This is a genomic window from Pseudomonas sp. RA_5y_Pfl1_P24 (assembly GCF_963970945.1).
Classification (GTDB): domain Bacteria; phylum Pseudomonadota; class Gammaproteobacteria; order Pseudomonadales; family Pseudomonadaceae; genus Aquipseudomonas; species Aquipseudomonas tritici.
Genome location: NZ_CAXAOJ010000002.1, coordinates 230523 through 249008 on the forward strand (window position 1 = coordinate 230523; position 18486 = coordinate 249008).

The following is an 18486-nucleotide window of genomic DNA, read 5'->3' on the forward strand; positions in this document are numbered from 1 at the left end:
TCAGCTCCGATCATATTGGCTAAGGGGGCGGCAGCCCTTCCGGCATAGCGGACAAATGTTCGTGACAGGCCAGCCACAGGCCTTGTTTTTGTTGTGTGCCAGACCCTTGCCGTCTAAAGACAATGGTCTCGCGCTCCTGGCTAAAGAATTGCTCCCCTTGCATGCGCAACTCGGTGGTCACGTCATGCATGAAAATCGCCACGTCACCCTGCAGGCTGACAAAGGCGTTGCTCGAGGTGCATGACAGCACCTCGAACCCCTCGTCCCGGCGCCAACTGTCCCACAGCGCCTGGTAGGCTTCGCGACTGAGCAGTGGTTGGGGGAGGGTGTAGAACACAAAGCTGGCATCGGCCGTGAACGCGCCGAAGTACGCGGCGCGGTCATTACGAGCGAAGGCCGCCACCAGGTCGTCGGCGGCCTGCAGCACCTCGTGCGTGCTCATCAGCGGTGCGCCACGCCTGGCAGTACGCAGAGCATTTCGTACAGCAGGTTGGCGCCCAGCAGTGAGGTGTTACCGGTGGTGTCGTAGGGCGGCGAAACTTCTACCAGGTCGCAACCAATCAGGTCGAGGCCCTGGCAGCCACGGATGATTTCGATGGCCTGGATGGTGGTCAGCCCGCCGATTTCCGGGGTGCCGGTGCCTGGCGCCCAGGCCGGGTCGATACCGTCGATGTCGAAGCTCAGGTACACCGGGCCGCCGCCGACTTTTTCACGCACTTCGGCCATCAATGGCGCGAGGGAGTGGTGCCAGCATTCTTCGGCCTGGACCACGCGGAAACCTTGTTTGCGGCTCCAGTTGAAATCTTCGGCGGTGTAGCCCTGAGCGCGCAGGCCGATCTGTACCACGCGGTCGCAATCGAGCAGGCCTTCTTCGACGGCGCGGCGGAAGGTGGTGCCGTGGGCGATTTTCTCGCCGAACATATGGTCGTTGACGTCGGCGTGGGCATCGATGTGCACCAGCCCGACCTTGCCGTGTTTTTTATGGATCGCCCGCAGGATCGGTAGGGTGATGGTGTGGTCGCCACCCAGCGTCATCGGTATCACGCCGTGCTCGAGGATCTCGTCGTAGGCTTCTTCGATGATGCGCACGGCGTCGAGCAGGTTGAAGGTGTTGATCGCCACGTCGCCGATGTCGGCAACCGACAGCGAATCAAACGGCGCGGCGCCGGTGGCCATATTGTACGGGCGGATCATCACCGATTCGGCGCGGATTTCACGCGGCCCGAAACGGGTGCCGGCACGCAGCGAGGTGCCGATGTCCAGCGGCACGCCGACAAAAGCGGCGTCCAGGCCCTTGGCCGATTGCAGGTGGGGAAGGCGCATCATGGTGGCGATGCCTGCAAAGCGCGGCATTTCGTTGCCGCCCAGTGGTTGGTGAAAAATCTTGTCCACGGGGGTGCCTCATCGTTGTTTTGTTTATTAGGGGCCGATTCTGCGAAATCCCTGGAAACGAAAGAATCGCCAGGGGCAAATACTTAGTTCAGATTTTTCTAAACTAATGGCTGAGGTAAACTCGGTTCAAATGTGGCCTTGCTCGCGAATGCGGTGTGTCATTCAACGATCGTTTGACTGATCCACCGCATTCGCGAGCAAGCCCGCTCCCAGAGGATTTTGTGTGTGCCTTCGGAGACCCCATGGCCAGTGCTATGCCCGACCTGAAACTCTTGCGCATCTTCGTCAGCGTCGTGCGGCACCAGGGGTTCGCCAATGCCCAGCACGCACTCAACCTGTCGACGTCGGCCATCAGCACTTATATGAGCCAATTGGAATCGGCGCTGGGGCTGGTGTTGTGCCATCGCGGCCGGGGCGGCTTCAGCCTGACCAGCAAGGGCGAGTTGTTCCATCAGGAAACCCTTCGCCTGCTCGGTGAGTTGGAAGGGTTCGAGCAATACGCGGCGGCGTTGAAGGGCGAACTGCGCGGTACCCTCAAGCTCGGCGTGCTCGACTCCACCGTCAGCGACAAAGCCCTGCCGTTCGCCGAAGTCATCGGCGCCTACAGCCAGGAACACCCGGCGGTGCACCTGCACTTGTCGGTGATGAGCCCTTACGAACTGCAATTGGGCGTGCAGGACAATCGCCTGGACCTGGCCATCGGCGCTTTCTCCAACCGCATGAGCGGGCTGATCTACATGCCGCTGTATCGCGAGCAGCATTGGTTGTATTGCAGCACCCGACATCCTCTATTCAATGAACGGCGTATCCCCGAGCAAGTCATCACCCAACAACGCATGGTCGGTCGTGGCTACTGGAGCCAGGCCGAACTGGCGCGCCACGGTTTCAAGCACAGCGCCGCGACCGTGGAAAGTATGGAAGCGCAGTTGATCCTGGTGCTGTCCGGCGCCTATATCGGCTACCTGCCCGAGCACTACGCCCAGGCCTGGGCCGACAAGGGCGACCTGCGCGTGCTGCTGCCGGCGACCTTCGGCTACCAGGCGCCGTTCTCGATGATCATGCGCCGCGGCCGCAGCCGTGAACCACTGATCCAGACCTTCCGCGACTTGCTCAAAGCCCAGCTCAACCAGGCCTGAAACCACTATGTCCAGACCCCGATGCTCCCGCTGTTTGCGGCCGACCACCCACTGCCTGTGCGCGCTGATCCCCAGCCTCGACAGCCGCACGCGCGTATTGCTGTTGCAGCACCCGAGTGAGGTCAACCATGCGCTGAATACTGCGCGTTTGGCGGCGTTGGGGTTGAACAATGCGCAATTGGTGGTGGGGGAGGTGTTTGATGACTTGCCTACCTTGCTGAATCCGCACGGCTACCAAGCGCGACTATTGTTTCCTGCAGAGGACGCGCAGCCGCTGCAAGCCTATGCTCCCGGTGATCAGCCCGTGTTGTTGGTCGTTCCCGACGGCACCTGGCGCAAGGCGCGCAAACTGCTGCACCTCAATCCATTGTTGGCGGCGTTGCCCCGTGTAACGTTGACCGAGGGCGGCGCTTCCCGGTATCGGCTGCGCAAGGCGCCCGGGCCGGGTGCCTTGTCCACAGTGGAAGCCATTGTGCAGGCATTGCAAGTGCTGGAAGCACCCGCCTCATTCGAACCATTGCTCAAGCCCTTCGAAGCCTTGATCGAAGGCCAGATTGCGGCGATGGGGGAGGAGGTTTTTCAGCGAAACCACGGCGATGGACGACTGGGTTAGCAGGCTGACCGCGTCGCGGCCATCGCAGGCAAGCCAGCGGCCACAGGAGAATGTACTCCAAGCGTGGGAGCCGGCTCCCAGGCAACACATTCTCTGCTTATGCCTTTAAGCCATAAGCACCGCACTTTGCGTGATATGGCCTGCCGGCCTTTCCCGGTATGATGTCCGCCCCGGCAGTCTGGATTGCGAATACGCCATGACCTTGCAGTACCCTACAATCGCCGATTGCGTCGGCAACACGCCCCTGGTCCGCTTGCAACGCATGGCGGGCGAAACCAGCAATACCTTGTTGCTCAAGCTCGAAGGCAACAACCCGGCCGGCTCCGTCAAGGACCGTCCGGCGTTGTCGATGATCACCCGCGCCGAGTTGCGCGGGCAGATCAAGCCGGGCGACACCCTGATCGAAGCCACCTCGGGTAACACCGGGATCGCCCTGGCCATGGCCGCCGCGATCAAGGGTTACAAGATGGTGCTGATCATGCCCGACAACAGCAGCGCCGAGCGCAAGGCCGCGATGACCGCCTATGGCGCCGAGTTGTTGCTGGTGACCCAGGAAGCAGGCATGGAAGGCGCGCGCGATCTCGCCGAACGCATGGCCGCCGAAGGCCGTGGCCAGGTGCTGGACCAGTTCGCCAACGGCGACAACCCCGAGGCGCACTACACCACCACCGGCCCGGAAATCTGGCGCCAGACCGGGGGCACCATCACCCATTTCGTCAGTTCGATGGGGACCACCGGCACCATCATGGGCAATTCGCGCTACCTCAAGGAGCAGAACCCCGAGATCCAGATTATCGGCCTGCAACCGATGGAAGGTTCTGCCATCCCGGGCATCCGCCGTTGGCCCGAAGAGTATCTGCCGAAAATCTACAACGCGACCCGCGTGGACCGCATCATCGACATGGCCCAGCGTGAAGCCGAAGACACCACCCGCCGCCTGGCCCGTGAAGAAGGCATCTTCTGCGGCGTGTCCTCCGGTGGCTCGGTGGCCGGTATGTTGCGATTGTCCAAAGAAGTGGAAAACGCGGTGATCGTCGCGATTATCTGTGACCGAGGCGACCGTTACCTGTCGACCGGCCTCTTCGACGAACCTAACTGATGGCCAAGCACGAGAGGGGGCTGCGCTTCCAACCGACGGGCGGCAGCCGAGCCCCGCAGATCCCCGTAGGAAAGAAACAACGCCTGACCATCGAGCGCCTGGCCAATGACGGGCGCGGCATCGTGTTCTTTGAGGGCCGCACCTGGTTTGTGAATGGTGCGCTGGCCGGCGAAGAAGTCGAAGCACGGGTACTGGGCGCCCACGGCAAGATCGTCGAAGCGCGCACCGAACGTGTGTTCACCGCCAGCGAACTGCGTCGCCCGGCACCGTGCGCGCACGTTGGCCGCTGCGGCGGTTGCAGCGTGCAGCACTTGCCCCACGCCGAACAACTTGCCCTGAAACAGCGCATGCTCGCCGAGCAACTGTCCCGTGTGGCGGGTGTCGAACCGCAAGAGTGGGCTGCACCTTTGAGTGGCCCGGAATTCGGTTACCGTCGCCGCGCCCGTGTGGCCGTGCGTTGGGATGCCAAGGCCAAACATCTGGAAGTCGGTTTCCGCGCCGTGGCCAGCCAAGACATCGTTGCCATCGATGATTGCCCGGTGCTGGTACAGGCCTTGCAACCGATCATGCAGCGCTTGCCGAACCTGTTGCGCCGGCTGAGCAAACCTCAGGCCCTGGGGCATGTGGAGCTGTTCAGCGGTACGTCCATCGCGGTATTGCTGCGGCATATGGCACCGTTGTCGGACGCGGACCTGCTGATCCTCGAAGAATTCTGCCATTTCCATGAAGCGCAATTATGGCTGCATGGCGAGGGTCAGCCGGAACCGGTCGAACCCGACTCGGTGTTGGGGTTTCGATTGGAACAGTGGGACCTGGAGTTGGCCTACCGGCCAGGTGACTTCGTGCAGGTCAACGCCTCGGTCAACGCGGTGATGGTCGCCCAGGCCTTGGAATGGCTGGCGCCACAACCCGACGAGCGGGTGCTGGATCTGTTTTGCGGCCTGGGCAACTTTGCCCTGCCACTGGCGCGCCAGGTGCGTGAAGTGGTGGCGGTGGAAGGTGTGCAGGCCATGGTGGAGCGGGCTGCCGTCAATGCCGTCAGCAATGATTTGCATAATGCGCAGTTTTTTCAGGCCGATTTGTCCCAGCCTTTGACTGACGCAGACTGGTCCAAACAGGGCTTTTCTGCGGTACTCTTGGACCCACCGCGTGATGGTGCCCTGGAGGTTGTGCGCAAGCTTGCGACCCTCAAGGCCAAGCGTCTGGTGTATGTGTCCTGCAACCCAGCCACGCTGGCGCGGGACTCGGTTGAGTTGGTCAAGCAAGGCTACCGGCTAAAGCGTGCCGGGATCCTCGACATGTTTCCGCAAACCGCGCATGTCGAGGCCATGGCGTTATTTGAAGCGGGCTAGGATGCCCGTTTAATCCGACTGGCCTGCATTCTTCAGGGGCGTGAACTGCCAGGGAGCTTGCAGCAAAGGTCGGGATGATTTTTGGCGCCCCCAAGGTGCGTCGTAGGGAAGGTAAGCAAGATGGTACAGGTGAGAGCACACCAGCCGATCAACACCGACGGCAGTATCAATCTCGAGGCATGGCTGGATCATGCCATCAGTGTCGACCCGGCACTGGACCGTGAAGCCTTGAAAGCAGCCTGCGAGTTCGCTCGTGAGTCTGAGCAGCAAGACAATGCGGCCAAGAACCTGTGGGCCGAAGGCACGTCAAGCTTTCGCACCGGGTTGGAAATCGCCGAGATCCTCGCTGATCTCAAGCTGGACCAGGATTCGCTGATCGCCGCCGTGCTGTATCGCGGCGTGCGTGAAGGGCACATCCAGTTGGCGACCGTTGGCCAGCGTTTCGGCTCGGTAGTGGCCAAGCTGATCGACGGCGTGCTGCGCATGGCCGCGATCAGCGCCAGCCTCAGCCCACGACAGTCCTTGGTGCTGGGCACTCAGGGTCAGGTCGAAAACCTGCGAAAGATGTTGGTGGCCATGGTCGACGACGTACGCGTCGCGCTGATCAAGCTGGCCGAGCGTACCTGCGCGATCCGTGCGGTAAAAACTGCCGACGACGAGAAGCGCAACCGCGTCGCCCGCGAAGTCTTCGATATCTACGCGCCGCTGGCGCACCGCCTGGGTATCGGCCATATCAAGTGGGAGCTGGAGGACTTGTCCTTCCGCTACCTCGAACCCGATCAGTACAAACAGATTGCCACGTTGCTGCACGAGCGGCGGCTCGACCGTGAGCGTTTTATCGCCGACGTGATGAACCAGTTGCGCTCGGAGTTGCAGGCCACCGGTGTCGAAGCCGACATCAGCGGCCGCGCCAAACACATCTATTCCATCTGGCGCAAAATGCAGCGCAAAGGCCTGGCTTTCAGCCAGATCTACGATGTGCGAGCCGTACGTGTGCTCGTGCCGGAAATGCGCGACTGCTACACCGCGCTGGGTATCGTCCACACGCTGTGGCGGCACATCCCCAAGGAGTTTGACGATTACATCGCCAACCCCAAGGAAAACGGTTATCGCTCGCTGCACACCGCGGTGATCGGCCCCGAGGGCAAGGTGCTGGAGGTGCAGATCCGCACCCACGCCATGCACGAAGAGGCCGAATTGGGCGTTTGTGCGCACTGGCGCTACAAGGGCACCGACGTCAAGGCCGGGTCCAACCAGTACGAAGAGAAAATCTCCTGGCTGCGCCAAGTGCTGGAATGGCACGAAGAACTCGGTGACATCGGCGGCCTTGCCGATCAGTTGCGGGTGGATATCGAGCCGGACCGGGTCTACATCTTTACCCCCGACGGCCACGCCATCGACTTGCCGAAGGGCGCCACGCCGCTGGATTTCGCCTACCGCGTACACACCGAGATCGGCCACAACTGCCGGGGCGCCAAGATCAACGGGCGCATCGTGCCGCTCAACTACAGCCTGCAGACCGGTGAGCAGGTCGAGATCATCACCAGCAAGCACGGTACGCCGAGCCGCGACTGGCTTAACCCGAACCTGGGCTACATCACCACGTCGCGGGCGCGGGCGAAGATCGTCCATTGGTTCAAGTTGCAGGCGCGTGACCAAAACGTCGCCGCCGGTAAAACCTTGCTTGAACGCGAACTGGCACGCCTGGGCCTGCCGCAGGTGGACTTCGACAAGCTGGCCGAAAAAGCCAACATGAAGATTGCCGAAGACATGTTCGCCGCCCTCGGTGCTGGCGATTTGCGCCTGGCGCAACTGGTCAACCTGGCGCAGCAACTGGTCGAGCCGGAACGCGGCAGCGAGCAACTGGAACTGATCCCGCGCAAGGCCATCGGCTACAAGCCTGGCAAGCGTGGCGATATTCAGATCCAGGGCGTGGGCAACTTGATGACGCAAATCGCCGGTTGCTGCCAGCCATTGCCGGGGGATGCCATCGTCGGCTATATCACCCAGGGCCGTGGCGTTAGCATTCACCGCCAGGATTGCGCCTCGGTGCTGCAATTGGGCGGGCGTGAGCCGGAGCGGATCATCCAGGTCAGTTGGGGCCCGGTGCCGGTGCTGACCTACCCGGTGGATATCATCATTCGCGCCTACGACCGTTCCGGTTTGCTGCGTGACGTGTCGCAAGTGCTGCTCAATGAGCGGATCAACGTGCTGGCGGTCAACACCCGCTCGAACAAAGAGGACAACACCGCGTTGATGTCCCTGACCATCGAGATTCCGGGGCTGGACGCACTGGGGCGGTTGCTGGGGCGGATTTCCCAGTTGCCGAATATCATTGAAACCCGGCGTAATCGCGCACCATGAGTCACTGGATGACCGCGGTTTGAAAATGTGGGAGCGGGCTTGCTCTCACACTTGATCAGCGGCGTTCCTACTTGATTAGGCACAAATTGATGTATTCACTGGATGACCTGCTGCACCTGATGAACCGTCTACGCGACCCGCAATACGGCTGCCCGTGGGACATCAAGCAAACCTATGCCACTATCGTCCCGCATACGCTGGAAGAAGCCTACGAAGTCGCCGACGCCATCGAGCGCGACGATTTTGATCACCTGCAAGGCGAGTTGGGCGACCTATTGTTCCAGGTGGTGTATTACAGCCAGTTGGCGCGGGAGGAAGGGCGCTTCGAATTTGCCGGGGTGGTCGACAGCATCACGCGCAAGCTGATCCGTCGCCATCCCCACGTATTCCCCACCGGCGATCTGTATGCATCGCTGGATATCCCACAGCTGAGCGAAGAGCAGGTCAAGCAACGCTGGGAGCAGATCAAGGCCGAGGAGCGTGCGGAAAAATCCGACGCACCGGAGCAACTCTCCCTGCTGGACGATGTGCCCGTCGCTTTGCCAGCCCTGTCCCGTGCCGCCAAGTTGCAAAAACGCGCCAGCCAGGTTGGCTTCGATTGGCCTTCAGCCTTGCCGGTGGTGGATAACGTGCGCGAAGAGCTCGATGAAGTGCTCGAAGCCATGGCCGATAACGACTCGGTGGCTATTGCCGATGAGGTCGGCGACCTGCTGTTTGCGGCGGTAAACCTGGCCCGTCACCTCAAGGTCGACCCGGAAACCGCACTGCGTGGCGCCAATGCCAAGTTCGAACGACGTTTCCGATTTATCGAACAGGCATTGCGCGATACCCATCGTCCCATAGAAGATTGCACCCTCGAAGAGTTGGACGCCCTGTGGGGCGAAGCCAAACGTCAGGAAAAGAACATGTCCAGCTGCGGTTGAGCGGCTGCCTAAGTGAGTAAGCACCATGAGCATTTCCCTCCGCGATCAGTTGCTCAAAGCAGGTCTGGTCAACCAAAAGCAGGCCAAGCAGGTCGGCAAAGACAAACAGAAGCAGCAGCGCCTGGTCCACAAAGGCCAGATCGAGGCTGACGACACCCAGGCCCGCCTGGCAGCCGAGGCAAAGGCTGAGAAGATCAAGCGCGACCAGGAGCTGAACCGCCAGCAGCAGGAAAAAGCCGAGGCCAAGGCCCGCACGGCCCAGGTCAAGCAACTGATCGAAACCTCGCGCCTGCCCAAGCTGACCACCGAGGACTACTACAACTTCGTGGATGACAAGAAGGTCAAGCGCCTGTCGGTCAACACCTTGATGCGCAACAAGCTGAGCAACGGCTCCCTGGCGATCGTGCATCACGGCGGCAGCTATGAGGTGATCCCGCGCGAAGCAGCCCTGAAGATCCAGGAGCGTGCGCCGGAGCGTATCGTGCAGCTCAATATCCTCACCGAAAGCCAAGTGCCGGATGAGGATGATCCTTACGCCGCCTACCAGATCCCGGATGACCTGATGTGGTAAGGCGGTAAAAACTGCCATGTGGTGAGGGGCTTGCCCCTGCCAAGAAACACAAACCCCGCTCAAAAGGCGGGGTTTGTGTTTTAACCAGTAGCGTCAGCCGATCACCAATCCACTGCGTAACTCAGGCTGAAGGTACGACCTTGGGCATTTGGGTACGGTGCACGCGCGTTGGCCTGGGCGAACATGTTTTGGTAGTTGCGGTTAGTGAGGTTGTACACCGCACCTTCGAGGCGACCTACCGGCAACCTCACCGAACCCAACAGGTCAGCCAGCGTGTAGCCTTTGATGTCGCGGCCGTTGTTGTCTTTGAACGCGGCGTCATAGTCGGCCAGGCGCATACCTTGCAGGCGCAGGCTGTAGTCGCCACGGTCGTAGCCGACAAAGGCGGTGGTCTTGGCGGGAGAGATGCGTGTGGCAGGCAGGTCGATCCATTTACCGTTCTGCTGGGTCTCGCCTTTGGCGTAGGCGTAAGTGCCGCCTACTGACCATTGATCGGTGAAGTTGTACGTCAGGCTGGTTTCAATACCGCGCACACGTTCTTTCTGATTGATCAGGCGCAGTACACGATCATTGGCGTCATAGAACTGGGTGACATCCGAGGTGTTTTCATACGCTGTGACGTTGGCCAGCCACTTGTCCCAATTGCCACGCCAGCCCAGCTCGTAGCTGTCGACCTTCAGCGCTTGGGCATTCAGGTTTTGAATGTCGTACTTGCTGTTCACGTCACGCAGGAAACGCTGGATATCCGGCAGGGAAAAGCCCTGGCTGAAGTTGACGAATACATCCTGGTTTTCGCTCAGGTGATACACCGCGCCGAGGTTATAGAGGGTGTCATCGTATTTGAGCGTGCCACCGGGCAGTATCGCGCGATTGCCGGTCTGGACGATTTCGCCATAAGCGATGCTGTCGGAAACCTCGCTTTCGATCCACTCACGGCGTACGCCACCACGCAAGGTCCAGTCATCGATGTCGTAGGACAGCTGCCCAAAGATGGCTTTGGTGCTGGTCGCGATGTCGGGGCCGAGTTCGAACGTGGTGCCGGTCTTGGTGTAGGTCAGGCCGTTGACGCGGTATTGGTCGCCGCGCTGGCTTGAGGTTTCATGGTCGTAATCAGCGCCCCAGACGAGGTTGCCGGTGGCCGGGCCGATGTCCGGCATTTGCGTATCGATCGCCGCGCGCAGGCCGTAAACATCTTGCACGCTGTTGTTGTCGGATACCCCGGCGCGGCCACGCGACAGGTCCGGGAAGAACAACGCGTCGGCACGCCGCCAGTAACTTTCGACCTGCAAGCCCTGACCGTAGAAATCGTTGTCGGCGTAGTTAAGGTTGACCGCCTGGTTGTGGGTGAAGGGTTGGTCATCCAGGTCCAGGCCTTTGACCGCGACGGCGGTGTCGGTGATGCGTGGGTTCTTGGTGTAACGGGTGTCTTGCTCGTCCTTGTAGTCTTGCAGCGACAGGCTGATCTTCTTGTCGTCATCCAGCGCGTAGCCGAAGCGACCTTGCAGGTCATAGGTGTCGGTGTCCATGTTGCTGCCCTGGGACGTGTCCTGGGGAATGCGCTTTGCGTTGCCGTCGAACTGATCGTTGCGTTGTACGTAGTTACCCGAAACATACCAGTCCACCGGGCCCTGACGGCCCGTTGCGCTCTGGAATGTTTCGTAGGAGAAACCTTTGTGGCTGAGGTTGTTGCCGGCGGTCATGCCGATTTTGCTGCTGAAGGCCAGGTCTTCACCTTTGTTGCGCTTGGTGATGATGTTGATGATGCCGCCTGACGCACCTGCACCGTAGACACTGCTGGCGCCGGATATCACTTCAATGCGCTCGATGCTTTCCGGTGCCACGCTGTTGAGCTGGCGGAAGTTGTCGCGCGTGGCGTTCTGGGACACACCATCGATCAGGATCAGCGTATTACGGCCGCGAAGCGTCTGGCCGAAGTTGCTCATGCCACCGCTGGAGGGAGCAATGCCCGGCACCAATTGCCCGAGCATATCCGCAACCCGGCGTCCCGCACCCGTTTGCTGGCGGATCTGGTCTTCGCTGATGACCTGCACAGAGCCAGGGATCGCCGCAATACTGGTTTCATTGCGTGTGGCCGAAACCACTGTCGCCTGTAATTGCAGGTTGGTGGGCGCTGGTGGGGTTTCTTCAACTTGATCGGCCCAGGCTGGGCCGCTCATAGATCCGAGCAGGGGCAGCAGGGCTGCCAGTTGCAATTTGTTCATGACCTTGCCTTTCAGTTATTAGAAGTATTGACAGAAAAACCGGATGAATCGGGTGTTCGGGTGAGCGAACGGATTGCGCGAACACCCAGGGCGGCCAAGGCATAAGTGAGCGCGACCAGCCAAAAGCTGTGCGCCAAGCCCACCATCGCCATGCCGATGCCGCCCATCAAGGCGCCGCACAGCGCGCCGGCTTTGGCGGCGCTATTGCCCATGCCCAGAGCAAAACCCTGTTGGCTGGGCGCAACGGTATTGGCGATCAACGTGTAGGCGACGGGCAGCAACGCGCCTTGCCATACGCCCCACAGCAACCGGCTGGCGAGGAAGCCCAGCCATTCGTTGGCCATCGCCGTGAAGGCAAGCGTCAAGGCGCAGGACCACGTGACCCATTCGATAATGCGCAGCGTGTGTGCGGGTTGATGTCGGTCAAACAGCCGCCCCCAAAGCGGGGCGGACAGTGCCAGCGTGAGGGCGCTGGCGGCATAGCTGGCGCCGATCAACCATGCGGGTGCGTGTAAAACGTCGGCGACGTAGAGGGCGTAAAACGGCTGAGGCATCATCTTGGCAGCCTGAATCAATACGATGATCCCCAGCATTGCGCCGAGCCAGCCTTTGGGCAGTGCGGCGGGTGCGGACGTGCGCGTTGGCCGCGAGCGCGGCGCATCGCTGGGCAGGAACACGCTGATCACTGCACAGATCAGGCAGACGGCGGTGGCGCTGTAGCACAGCAGTGCGAAGCCCGAGATATCCATCAGCCAGCCGCCCAGCACCGGCCCAGCCAGTGACCCCACTGCGGTTGCCGATTGCAGTCGCGCAAGAATGTGCCCGCGCCCGCCATCACCACAGTAGGCCAGTGCGTAGGCTTGGGCCGCTGCGATAAAGCCGGCCAACGCGCCTTGCGCCACCCTGATCGCCACCAGCAGCCACGGATCGAAGGTGATAGCGGCCAACGCCTGGCACACCGCCAGCGCCAGCAGCGCCCGAATGATCATCGGCTTGTGGCCGGTACGGTCACCCAGGCGCCCCCACATTGGCGTCAGGATCATCGCCGCCATCATCGGCCCGGCATACACCAGCGAAGACAGCAGGCCGGTGTACTGGGCATTGGCCACGCCGAGCAGCTTTTGGATCTGCAAGGGCCAGAAGGGGCCGCTCATTTCCATGGCCCCCATCGACACCAGTTGAATCACCACCAGCAGCCGCAGCGCGGTGTGGTTAGCTGCCATTGGCGGCGGCACTCAGCGGGTTGGGCAGCCGCCCGACGATGTCGGCATGGCTTTCCAGCAGGCGCATGCGCATGAACGACTTGGCCGGCCAGTCCTGCTCCATCAGGGCTTCGCGCTCGGTTGCCCAGCGCTGTGGTTCGACCTGGCTGCGCAAGTCGTCGAAACACTGGCTGACTTGGGCCGACAGTTCATTCCAAAGTAACGCCTGGGGGATATCGAAGTGGCGGGCACTGAGCAATACCAGTTCGCCCAGGTGGCACATGAATACCGTGTGCAGCAGCTTGTCACGTACAAAGCCCGCGTCGTCATACAGCGTCATCCTGGGGTCGTGCAGTTCGATATCCAAACCGTGGGCGTGCAAGGTCTTGCGGTCGATTCGAATATCACCGAAGTCACGCAACAACAGGCGGTTCAATTGGCCGTCTGCGGCCATGACCATGAAGGCGTTCTGCTGGTGGGCCTCGAAGGCAACGCCATAGCGCAGGTACATGCCCAACAGTGCCGGTACGGCGATCGCGGCATAGTCGCGAAAGAACGCAAGCATGGCATCGGCGTCGTCCAGGCCTTTGCTCAGGCGTACCCATTGCCTCAGCAGCGGCTGGCCGTGCTGGTCGATGGCAAACAGGCTGCCCACCGGCACGGCCATTTCGCCCGGTTGGAGCAGGCTCTGCGGGTTGTCGCGGTAGAGAACGGCGAGGTGACGGGAGTGCTCATCATTGGCCGGTTGGGGTTTGAAATGCACGCCGATCCGCTCGGGGACGATGCGCAGGATTCGCTGAATTGCGGGCTCGCGCTCAAGGATCGCCAGCAGCAACTGGCTGATTCGCGGGCCCATGCGCGCCGAGCGTGGCGAAACAGTTCGTTGCACACTGGTCAGCCGGAGTGAGACCGGGAGTTTGACCATCGGCGCGTCGCGGCTGCCTTCAGGCAGCACGGTCCTGAACGACATGGTCGGGTGGGCGGTAAACGCGACGATATCGGTCAGCACCAGCAGCTTGTCACCGATTTCGTTGGCGAACAGTTGCGGTAGCTCCTGGCGCGCCTGCCAAGGGTGAGCAGGCAGCGGCAGGTACTCAGCCGCCTCAAGCCCCTGCGCTGCAAGCGCTGCGGTCAACTGCCGGGCTGCCTGTGGAAAGTGCTGTTGCCACCACTGCCAGTAATCTACGGTATCGGCCAATACTTCGACATGCGCATATTGGCGGTGGAGCGCGCAAAGGAATACCGGGAAGCGCGCTTCGAACTCCGGTGAGAAATCAATCACTTGGTCGGTAGCCAAGCCCAACTTGGTCTTGTAGTTGGGGTGCCATGGGTGGCCCAGCGTGCCCCATTGTTCAAGCACGGACGTAGCGTTGGTCACACTCGCATCGTTCTTGAGGTGGCTGAGCAGATTGTGCTGATGGGCCGGGTCCATTGCTGCGTGCAGCTTGAGTGTCCACTGCGCGTGAAAGGCAAGGCATAGCGTGTCGTTGACAAAGCTGTCATCGATTTCGGTGTTAAGACGGCTCAAGACGTTCAGGTCGGCCGATGATTCGAGGCTGTTGTTAAGCAGCGTCAGTAATTGCGACGGGAATTGAATGATCTGCTCGGTCTGGTCATTACGTAACAGCGTGACCTGGCCACGCAGGTCCCAGCTGCCCATACGGCCGGGGCGCAGGTGATCGAAGCGCAGGCGGGTTTGGTCAGGCAGTGCCAGCCAGCAGTGGCCGCGTTCGTCATAGGTGCGAGTGTTGGGGTCCAGCAGGCCTTCACGAAACAGTGCCTGGATCAGACGTTGGAAACTGCGTTCGGCGGCGGGCGCCAGCGTGTTGATCAGTGCATCAAGGCTGATGTGATTGGCGAGGAATTGCGGCGTGGCCAGTGCTTCACCCCAGCGCTCAAGCAGTAATTTTTCCGGCGTGCTGTTGTGGTCATGCATCAAGTCGAATTCCTTATCCGCGGTCCTGGGTGAAAAGCGTGCGAATGGTATCGAGAACTATTAACAAATGTCTATTTTTTGTTACGCTTTTTTCGCAACCGTTTATTCAAGCGGTCGGAGGGCGTGACTTGCCGGCAAATACTGCGGTCAGGGATAGGCTGTGACATGGCCTGGAGGCGTCTTGAACAGGCCAGTTCAGGGGGGCTTGGAATGGCGTGCAGTACCCGGACTGTGACTGTGTAATCTGTGTCTGCTTTTGTACGATTGCACAGTCGTGTAGGGACATAGCGGCTTCTAAAACGCAAAAAAACCGCGCATTGGGCGGTTTTTTTGTGGAGGCGGCCCGGCTGCGTGGGGCCGGGCGTCTACGTGATATCAGCGTTTCAGGAGCTTTGTGCCTGGCGTTTCATCTCAAGAGTTTCGAGCTCGTTTTTATAATTGTGGGCTTCGTTCTCGTTGTGGAACATGCCGACCAGTTGGTCTTGTTGATGGACATCCCAGATGTGAATCCCATGACCCAGTGCTTCATGAGACATGTGTGCATCGTCGCGTTCAGTTACTTTTACAGTCATCTGCTTGCTCCAATCTCTGGTTGATCTGCGGCAAGTCGTCGCAGGCCTCTTTTATATGTTTTGTTAGCTTGCTAAGTAAACCGGTTTTGCCCGCAACAATTCAGTGCACAAAACGCAACATTGCTACAGGCCCCGTAAACCGTGACATTGCGTCGCAGGTGCCTGAGTTTTATGACAAAGGTTTCATGTTTGAGGGGGCGTTTCTCTTGTGTTGATCCTCCGCCACCTTCGCGAGCAAGCCAGCGATAGCGGTAGAACGTCCACCCCAAAACCTGCAGGCGAAAAAAAGCCCCGCATTCAGCGAGGCTACTTTTTCAGCTCATCAGCCTATCAGCTACCTTTGACAGCCTTACCGTCAACGGTACCGTCCTGCAGCATGATGTTGTATTCCTTGCCGTCGGTCTCAACCTGGCGCAGGGCAACCAGGATGCCGCCCTGGTCCTTGGCAAACCACATCTGGGTGATGCGCTTGCTCTGCGACGGGTCGCGCACACGCTCGACCTTGATCGCGTCGATGGCGCCTACCTTGGTCTGGACCTTTTCAGGGCCGATGACGCGGAAGTCATAGGTATCGACGTCCGTGCCTTCGACCACACGGTAGCTCATGCTTTTCTTGCCGGCAGCCACGTCACGCTGGAGGGCGAGCTGGTAAGTCGACTTGTCGAGCATGCCACTTTCAAGGGTGACGTTGACCGGGTCTTTGTTTTCAAAACCGGTAACTTTCTTGGCGGATTGGTCGAAATCCAGATTGATCTTCTTCGCCTTACCCAGGCCGCCGCGTTCGAAGGTGTAGCTCTTCGGTTGCAGGGTGTCCTTGTCGAACACGATCACACTGGTTTCGGTCAGGCTGGCGATCATCATGGAAGCCTTGAAGTTCAAGGTCCAGGTGCCGTCGCTGTTCTTGGTCAGGCTGCGTTCTGCCGAACCACTCATGGGCAACTGTTTCCAGTCAGCGGTGTAGCTGGCGGAGAAGGGGTGAAGGTCTGCTGCTTGCACGGCAGGCAAGGCGAACAGCGCAAAAGCGAAGAGCAAGGCGCGACGCATAAAATCTCCTAGGTTCGAATCAAGTGGCCGCTGGCCGCGAGTAACTGACCGTCCAATAATGCACCCTGGTCGCCAAGAATCAACCGACCTTCGGCAAACCAGCGAACGGCCAGTGGGTAAATCCTGTGTTCCTGGGTGTGAACCCGTTGCGCAAGGCTCTGCGCCGAGTCGTCAGACTCTACCGGAACCACTGCCTGTACGACCAGAGGCCCGCCATCGAGTTCCTCGGTGACGAAGTGCACGCTGCAGCCATGCTCGCTGTCGCCGGCATCGAGCGCACGCTGGTGCGTGTGCATGCCTTTGTACTTGGGCAGCAGGGAAGGGTGGATATTCAGCAGCCGCCCTTCGTAATGCCTTACGAAATCAGCGCTGAGGATGCGCATGAAGCCGGCCAGTACCACGAGTTTGGGGTTGAAGGCGTCAATCAGTTCGATCAAGGCGCTATCAAAGGCCTCGCGACCTTCGAAAGCCTTGTGATCCAAGGCGCGGGTGTCGATACCCGCGTCCCTGGCGCGTTGCAGGCCATAGGCGTCGCTGCGGTTGGAGATCACCGCAGCGATGCGCACCGGGCTGTCGCCGGTGCGCGTGCTGTCGATCAGGGCCTGCAAGTTACTGCCGGTGCCGGAAAGCAGCACCACGACATCACAGGTCTGAGGCATCAGTGAGCCTTGAGGTTCTTCAGTTCAACCTGTGCCGCGCCTTCTGGGGCGGTGGCGATCTGGCCGATAACCCAAGGCTGCTCGCCGGCTTCACGCAGCACGTTCAGCGCGCTTTCAACGTGCTCTTGAGCCACGCAAATAACCATGCCCACGCCGCAGTTCAGCACGCGGTGCATTTCGGTTTCATCGACGTTGCCTTTCTCTTGCAGCCAGTCGAAGACCGCAGGACGCTGCCAGCTGGCCACGTCGACGATCGCCTGGGCGCCTTTTGGCAGGACGCGCGGGATGTTGTCCAGCAAACCGCCGCCAGTGATGTGGGCCATGGCTTTGACTGCGCCAGTGTCCTTGATCAGCTTGAGCAGTGGCTTGACGTAGATGCGCGTAGGGGCCATCAGCAGGTCGGTCAGCGGCTTGCCGTCGAGCTGGATGTTCTCGATGTCGGCGCCGGACACTTCGATGATCTTGCGGATCAGCGAGTAGCCGTTGGAGTGCGGGCCGGAGGATGGCAGGGCCAGCAGGGCATCACCGGCAGCCACTTTGGAGCCGTCGATGATTTCGGCTTTTTCTACAACGCCGACGCAGAAGCCGGCCAGGTCGTAGTCTTCGCCTTCGTACATGCCTGGCATCTCAGCGGTTTCGCCGCCAACCAGAGAGCAGCCCGACAGTTCGCAACCAGCGCCGATGCCGGTCACCACCTGGGTCGCGGTTTCGACATTGAGCTTGCCGGTCGCGTAGTAATCCAGGAAGAACAAGGGCTCAGCGCCGCACACCACCAGGTCGTTGACGCACATGGCAACCAGGTCGATGCCGATGCTGTCGTGCTTGTTCAGGTTCAGCGCCAGGCGCAGCTTGGTGCCCACGCCGTCGGTGCCGGAAACCAGTACAGGCTGCTTGTAGCCGGCCGGGATTTCGCAGAGGGCGCCAAAACCGCCCAGGCCGCCCATGACTTCGGGGCGCGCAGTGCGCTTGGCGACGCTCTTGATGCGTTCGACCAATGCTTCACCGGCGTCGATGTCTACACCGGCGTCCTTGTAGCTCAGGGAGGGTTGCTTGCTCATGATCCAGGCCTTTAGGGGGGATTCAGGGGTAACGACCGAGCGGGCAGGCGCTTTTGGTAAAAGGCCCAGCCGTTGACGGTCTGCGAAGGCGCGCGATTTTATCAGGCTTGAGGGGCAGCGGCCATCCTCGGGCCGACGGGCAGGGCCATATAGGTCAAAAAAGCAGGTTAAAAAAATGCTAATCGGCTCTGCTTCGGTACGTATTAAGGTATAGCCTTTAACCCGCTATCGTTATGACAGTACAAAAACTGCAATGACCCTGTGAATGTTTTACCGGTGGCTGTGGTCACAGCCTTGCCAAACCGAGTTCACGCGGTCTTTTGCAGCCGCTAAATTTGTCGTT

Annotated in this window: 16 protein-coding genes; 7 read left to right on the forward strand and 9 right to left on the reverse strand. The window is 60.3% G+C overall.

The window, feature by feature from the left end; genetic code table 11:
• Positions 1 to 19: 19 nt before the first annotated feature.
• Positions 20 to 442 (reverse strand): YybH family protein, encoded by a 423-nt coding sequence (locus AACY30_RS03595; RefSeq protein WP_339539760.1) that lies wholly within the window; start codon positions 440 to 442, stop codon positions 20 to 22.
• A complete protein-coding gene (gene speB / locus AACY30_RS03600; protein ID WP_049712093.1) occupies positions 442 to 1392 on the reverse strand; it encodes an agmatinase in 951 nt (316 codons plus the stop codon). Before speB ends, AACY30_RS03595 begins: the two co-directional genes overlap by 1 nt.
• Positions 1393 to 1634: 242 nt before the next feature.
• Here speB and AACY30_RS03605 point away from each other — a divergent pair, with 242 nt between their 5' ends.
• The 7 genes from AACY30_RS03605 (at position 1635) to AACY30_RS03635 (ending at position 9450) form a co-directional block, all read left to right on the forward strand.
• Complete coding sequence (locus AACY30_RS03605) at positions 1635 to 2528, forward strand: LysR family transcriptional regulator (protein WP_339468028.1); 894 nt, start codon at positions 1635 to 1637, stop codon at positions 2526 to 2528.
• 7 nt (positions 2529 to 2535) lie between these two features.
• On the forward strand, positions 2536 to 3141 hold the full coding sequence (locus AACY30_RS03610) for a tRNA-uridine aminocarboxypropyltransferase (RefSeq protein WP_339539763.1): 606 nt from the start codon (positions 2536 to 2538) through the stop codon (positions 3139 to 3141).
• A 196-nt stretch (positions 3142 to 3337) separates the two neighbouring features.
• Positions 3338 to 4240, forward strand: coding sequence for a cysteine synthase CysM (cysM, locus tag AACY30_RS03615; protein ID WP_339468032.1), 903 nt, complete (start codon positions 3338 to 3340; stop codon positions 4238 to 4240).
• Positions 4240 to 5592, forward strand: coding sequence for a 23S rRNA (uracil(1939)-C(5))-methyltransferase RlmD (gene rlmD / locus AACY30_RS03620; protein ID WP_339468035.1), 1353 nt, complete (start codon positions 4240 to 4242; stop codon positions 5590 to 5592). Before cysM ends, rlmD begins: the two co-directional genes overlap by 1 nt.
• Before the next feature lie 120 nt (positions 5593 to 5712).
• On the forward strand, positions 5713 to 7956 hold the full coding sequence (gene relA / locus AACY30_RS03625) for a GTP diphosphokinase (protein WP_339468037.1): 2244 nt from the start codon (positions 5713 to 5715) through the stop codon (positions 7954 to 7956).
• 89 nt (positions 7957 to 8045) lie between these two features.
• Positions 8046 to 8879 (forward strand): nucleoside triphosphate pyrophosphohydrolase, encoded by an 834-nt coding sequence (mazG, locus tag AACY30_RS03630; RefSeq protein WP_339468039.1) that lies wholly within the window; start codon positions 8046 to 8048, stop codon positions 8877 to 8879.
• Positions 8880 to 8904: 25 nt separating this feature from the next.
• A complete protein-coding gene (locus tag AACY30_RS03635; protein ID WP_065873796.1) occupies positions 8905 to 9450 on the forward strand; it encodes a DUF2058 domain-containing protein in 546 nt (181 codons plus the stop codon).
• 101 nt (positions 9451 to 9551) lie between these two features.
• Here the strand turns inward: AACY30_RS03635 and AACY30_RS03640 are convergent, their stop codons facing one another.
• From AACY30_RS03640 to purM, 7 genes are all read right to left on the reverse strand, one after another.
• The gene (locus AACY30_RS03640) at positions 9552 to 11672 is read right to left on the reverse strand and encodes a TonB-dependent receptor (RefSeq protein WP_339468042.1); all 2121 of its coding nucleotides are present in this window, start codon (positions 11670 to 11672) and stop codon (positions 9552 to 9554) included.
• Positions 11673 to 11683: 11 nt separating this feature from the next.
• On the reverse strand, positions 11684 to 12895 hold the full coding sequence (locus AACY30_RS03645; RefSeq protein WP_339468044.1) for an MFS transporter: 1212 nt from the start codon (positions 12893 to 12895) through the stop codon (positions 11684 to 11686).
• Positions 12885 to 14810: an IucA/IucC family protein gene (locus AACY30_RS03650; RefSeq protein WP_339539766.1), complete on the reverse strand. Its 1926-nt coding sequence runs from the start codon at positions 14808 to 14810 to the stop codon at positions 12885 to 12887. The genes AACY30_RS03645 and AACY30_RS03650 overlap by 11 nt, the downstream gene beginning before the upstream one ends.
• Positions 14811 to 15193: 383 nt before the next feature.
• Positions 15194 to 15382: a hypothetical protein gene (locus AACY30_RS03655; RefSeq protein WP_078738442.1), complete on the reverse strand. Its 189-nt coding sequence runs from the start codon at positions 15380 to 15382 to the stop codon at positions 15194 to 15196.
• 330 nt (positions 15383 to 15712) lie between these two features.
• Entirely contained in the window at positions 15713 to 16426 is a 714-nt protein-coding gene (locus tag AACY30_RS03660; RefSeq protein ID WP_339468050.1) for a DUF3108 domain-containing protein, read from the reverse strand.
• Between the two features lie 8 nt (positions 16427 to 16434).
• Positions 16435 to 17085 carry a phosphoribosylglycinamide formyltransferase gene (gene purN / locus AACY30_RS03665; protein WP_339468052.1) on the reverse strand — a complete coding sequence of 217 codons (651 nt, stop codon included), beginning with the start codon at positions 17083 to 17085 and terminating at the stop codon, positions 16435 to 16437.
• Positions 17085 to 18143 (reverse strand): phosphoribosylformylglycinamidine cyclo-ligase, encoded by a 1059-nt coding sequence (purM, locus tag AACY30_RS03670; RefSeq protein ID WP_314559612.1) that lies wholly within the window; start codon positions 18141 to 18143, stop codon positions 17085 to 17087. The genes purN and purM overlap by 1 nt, the downstream gene beginning before the upstream one ends.
• Between the last annotated feature and the right edge of the window lie 343 nt (positions 18144 to 18486).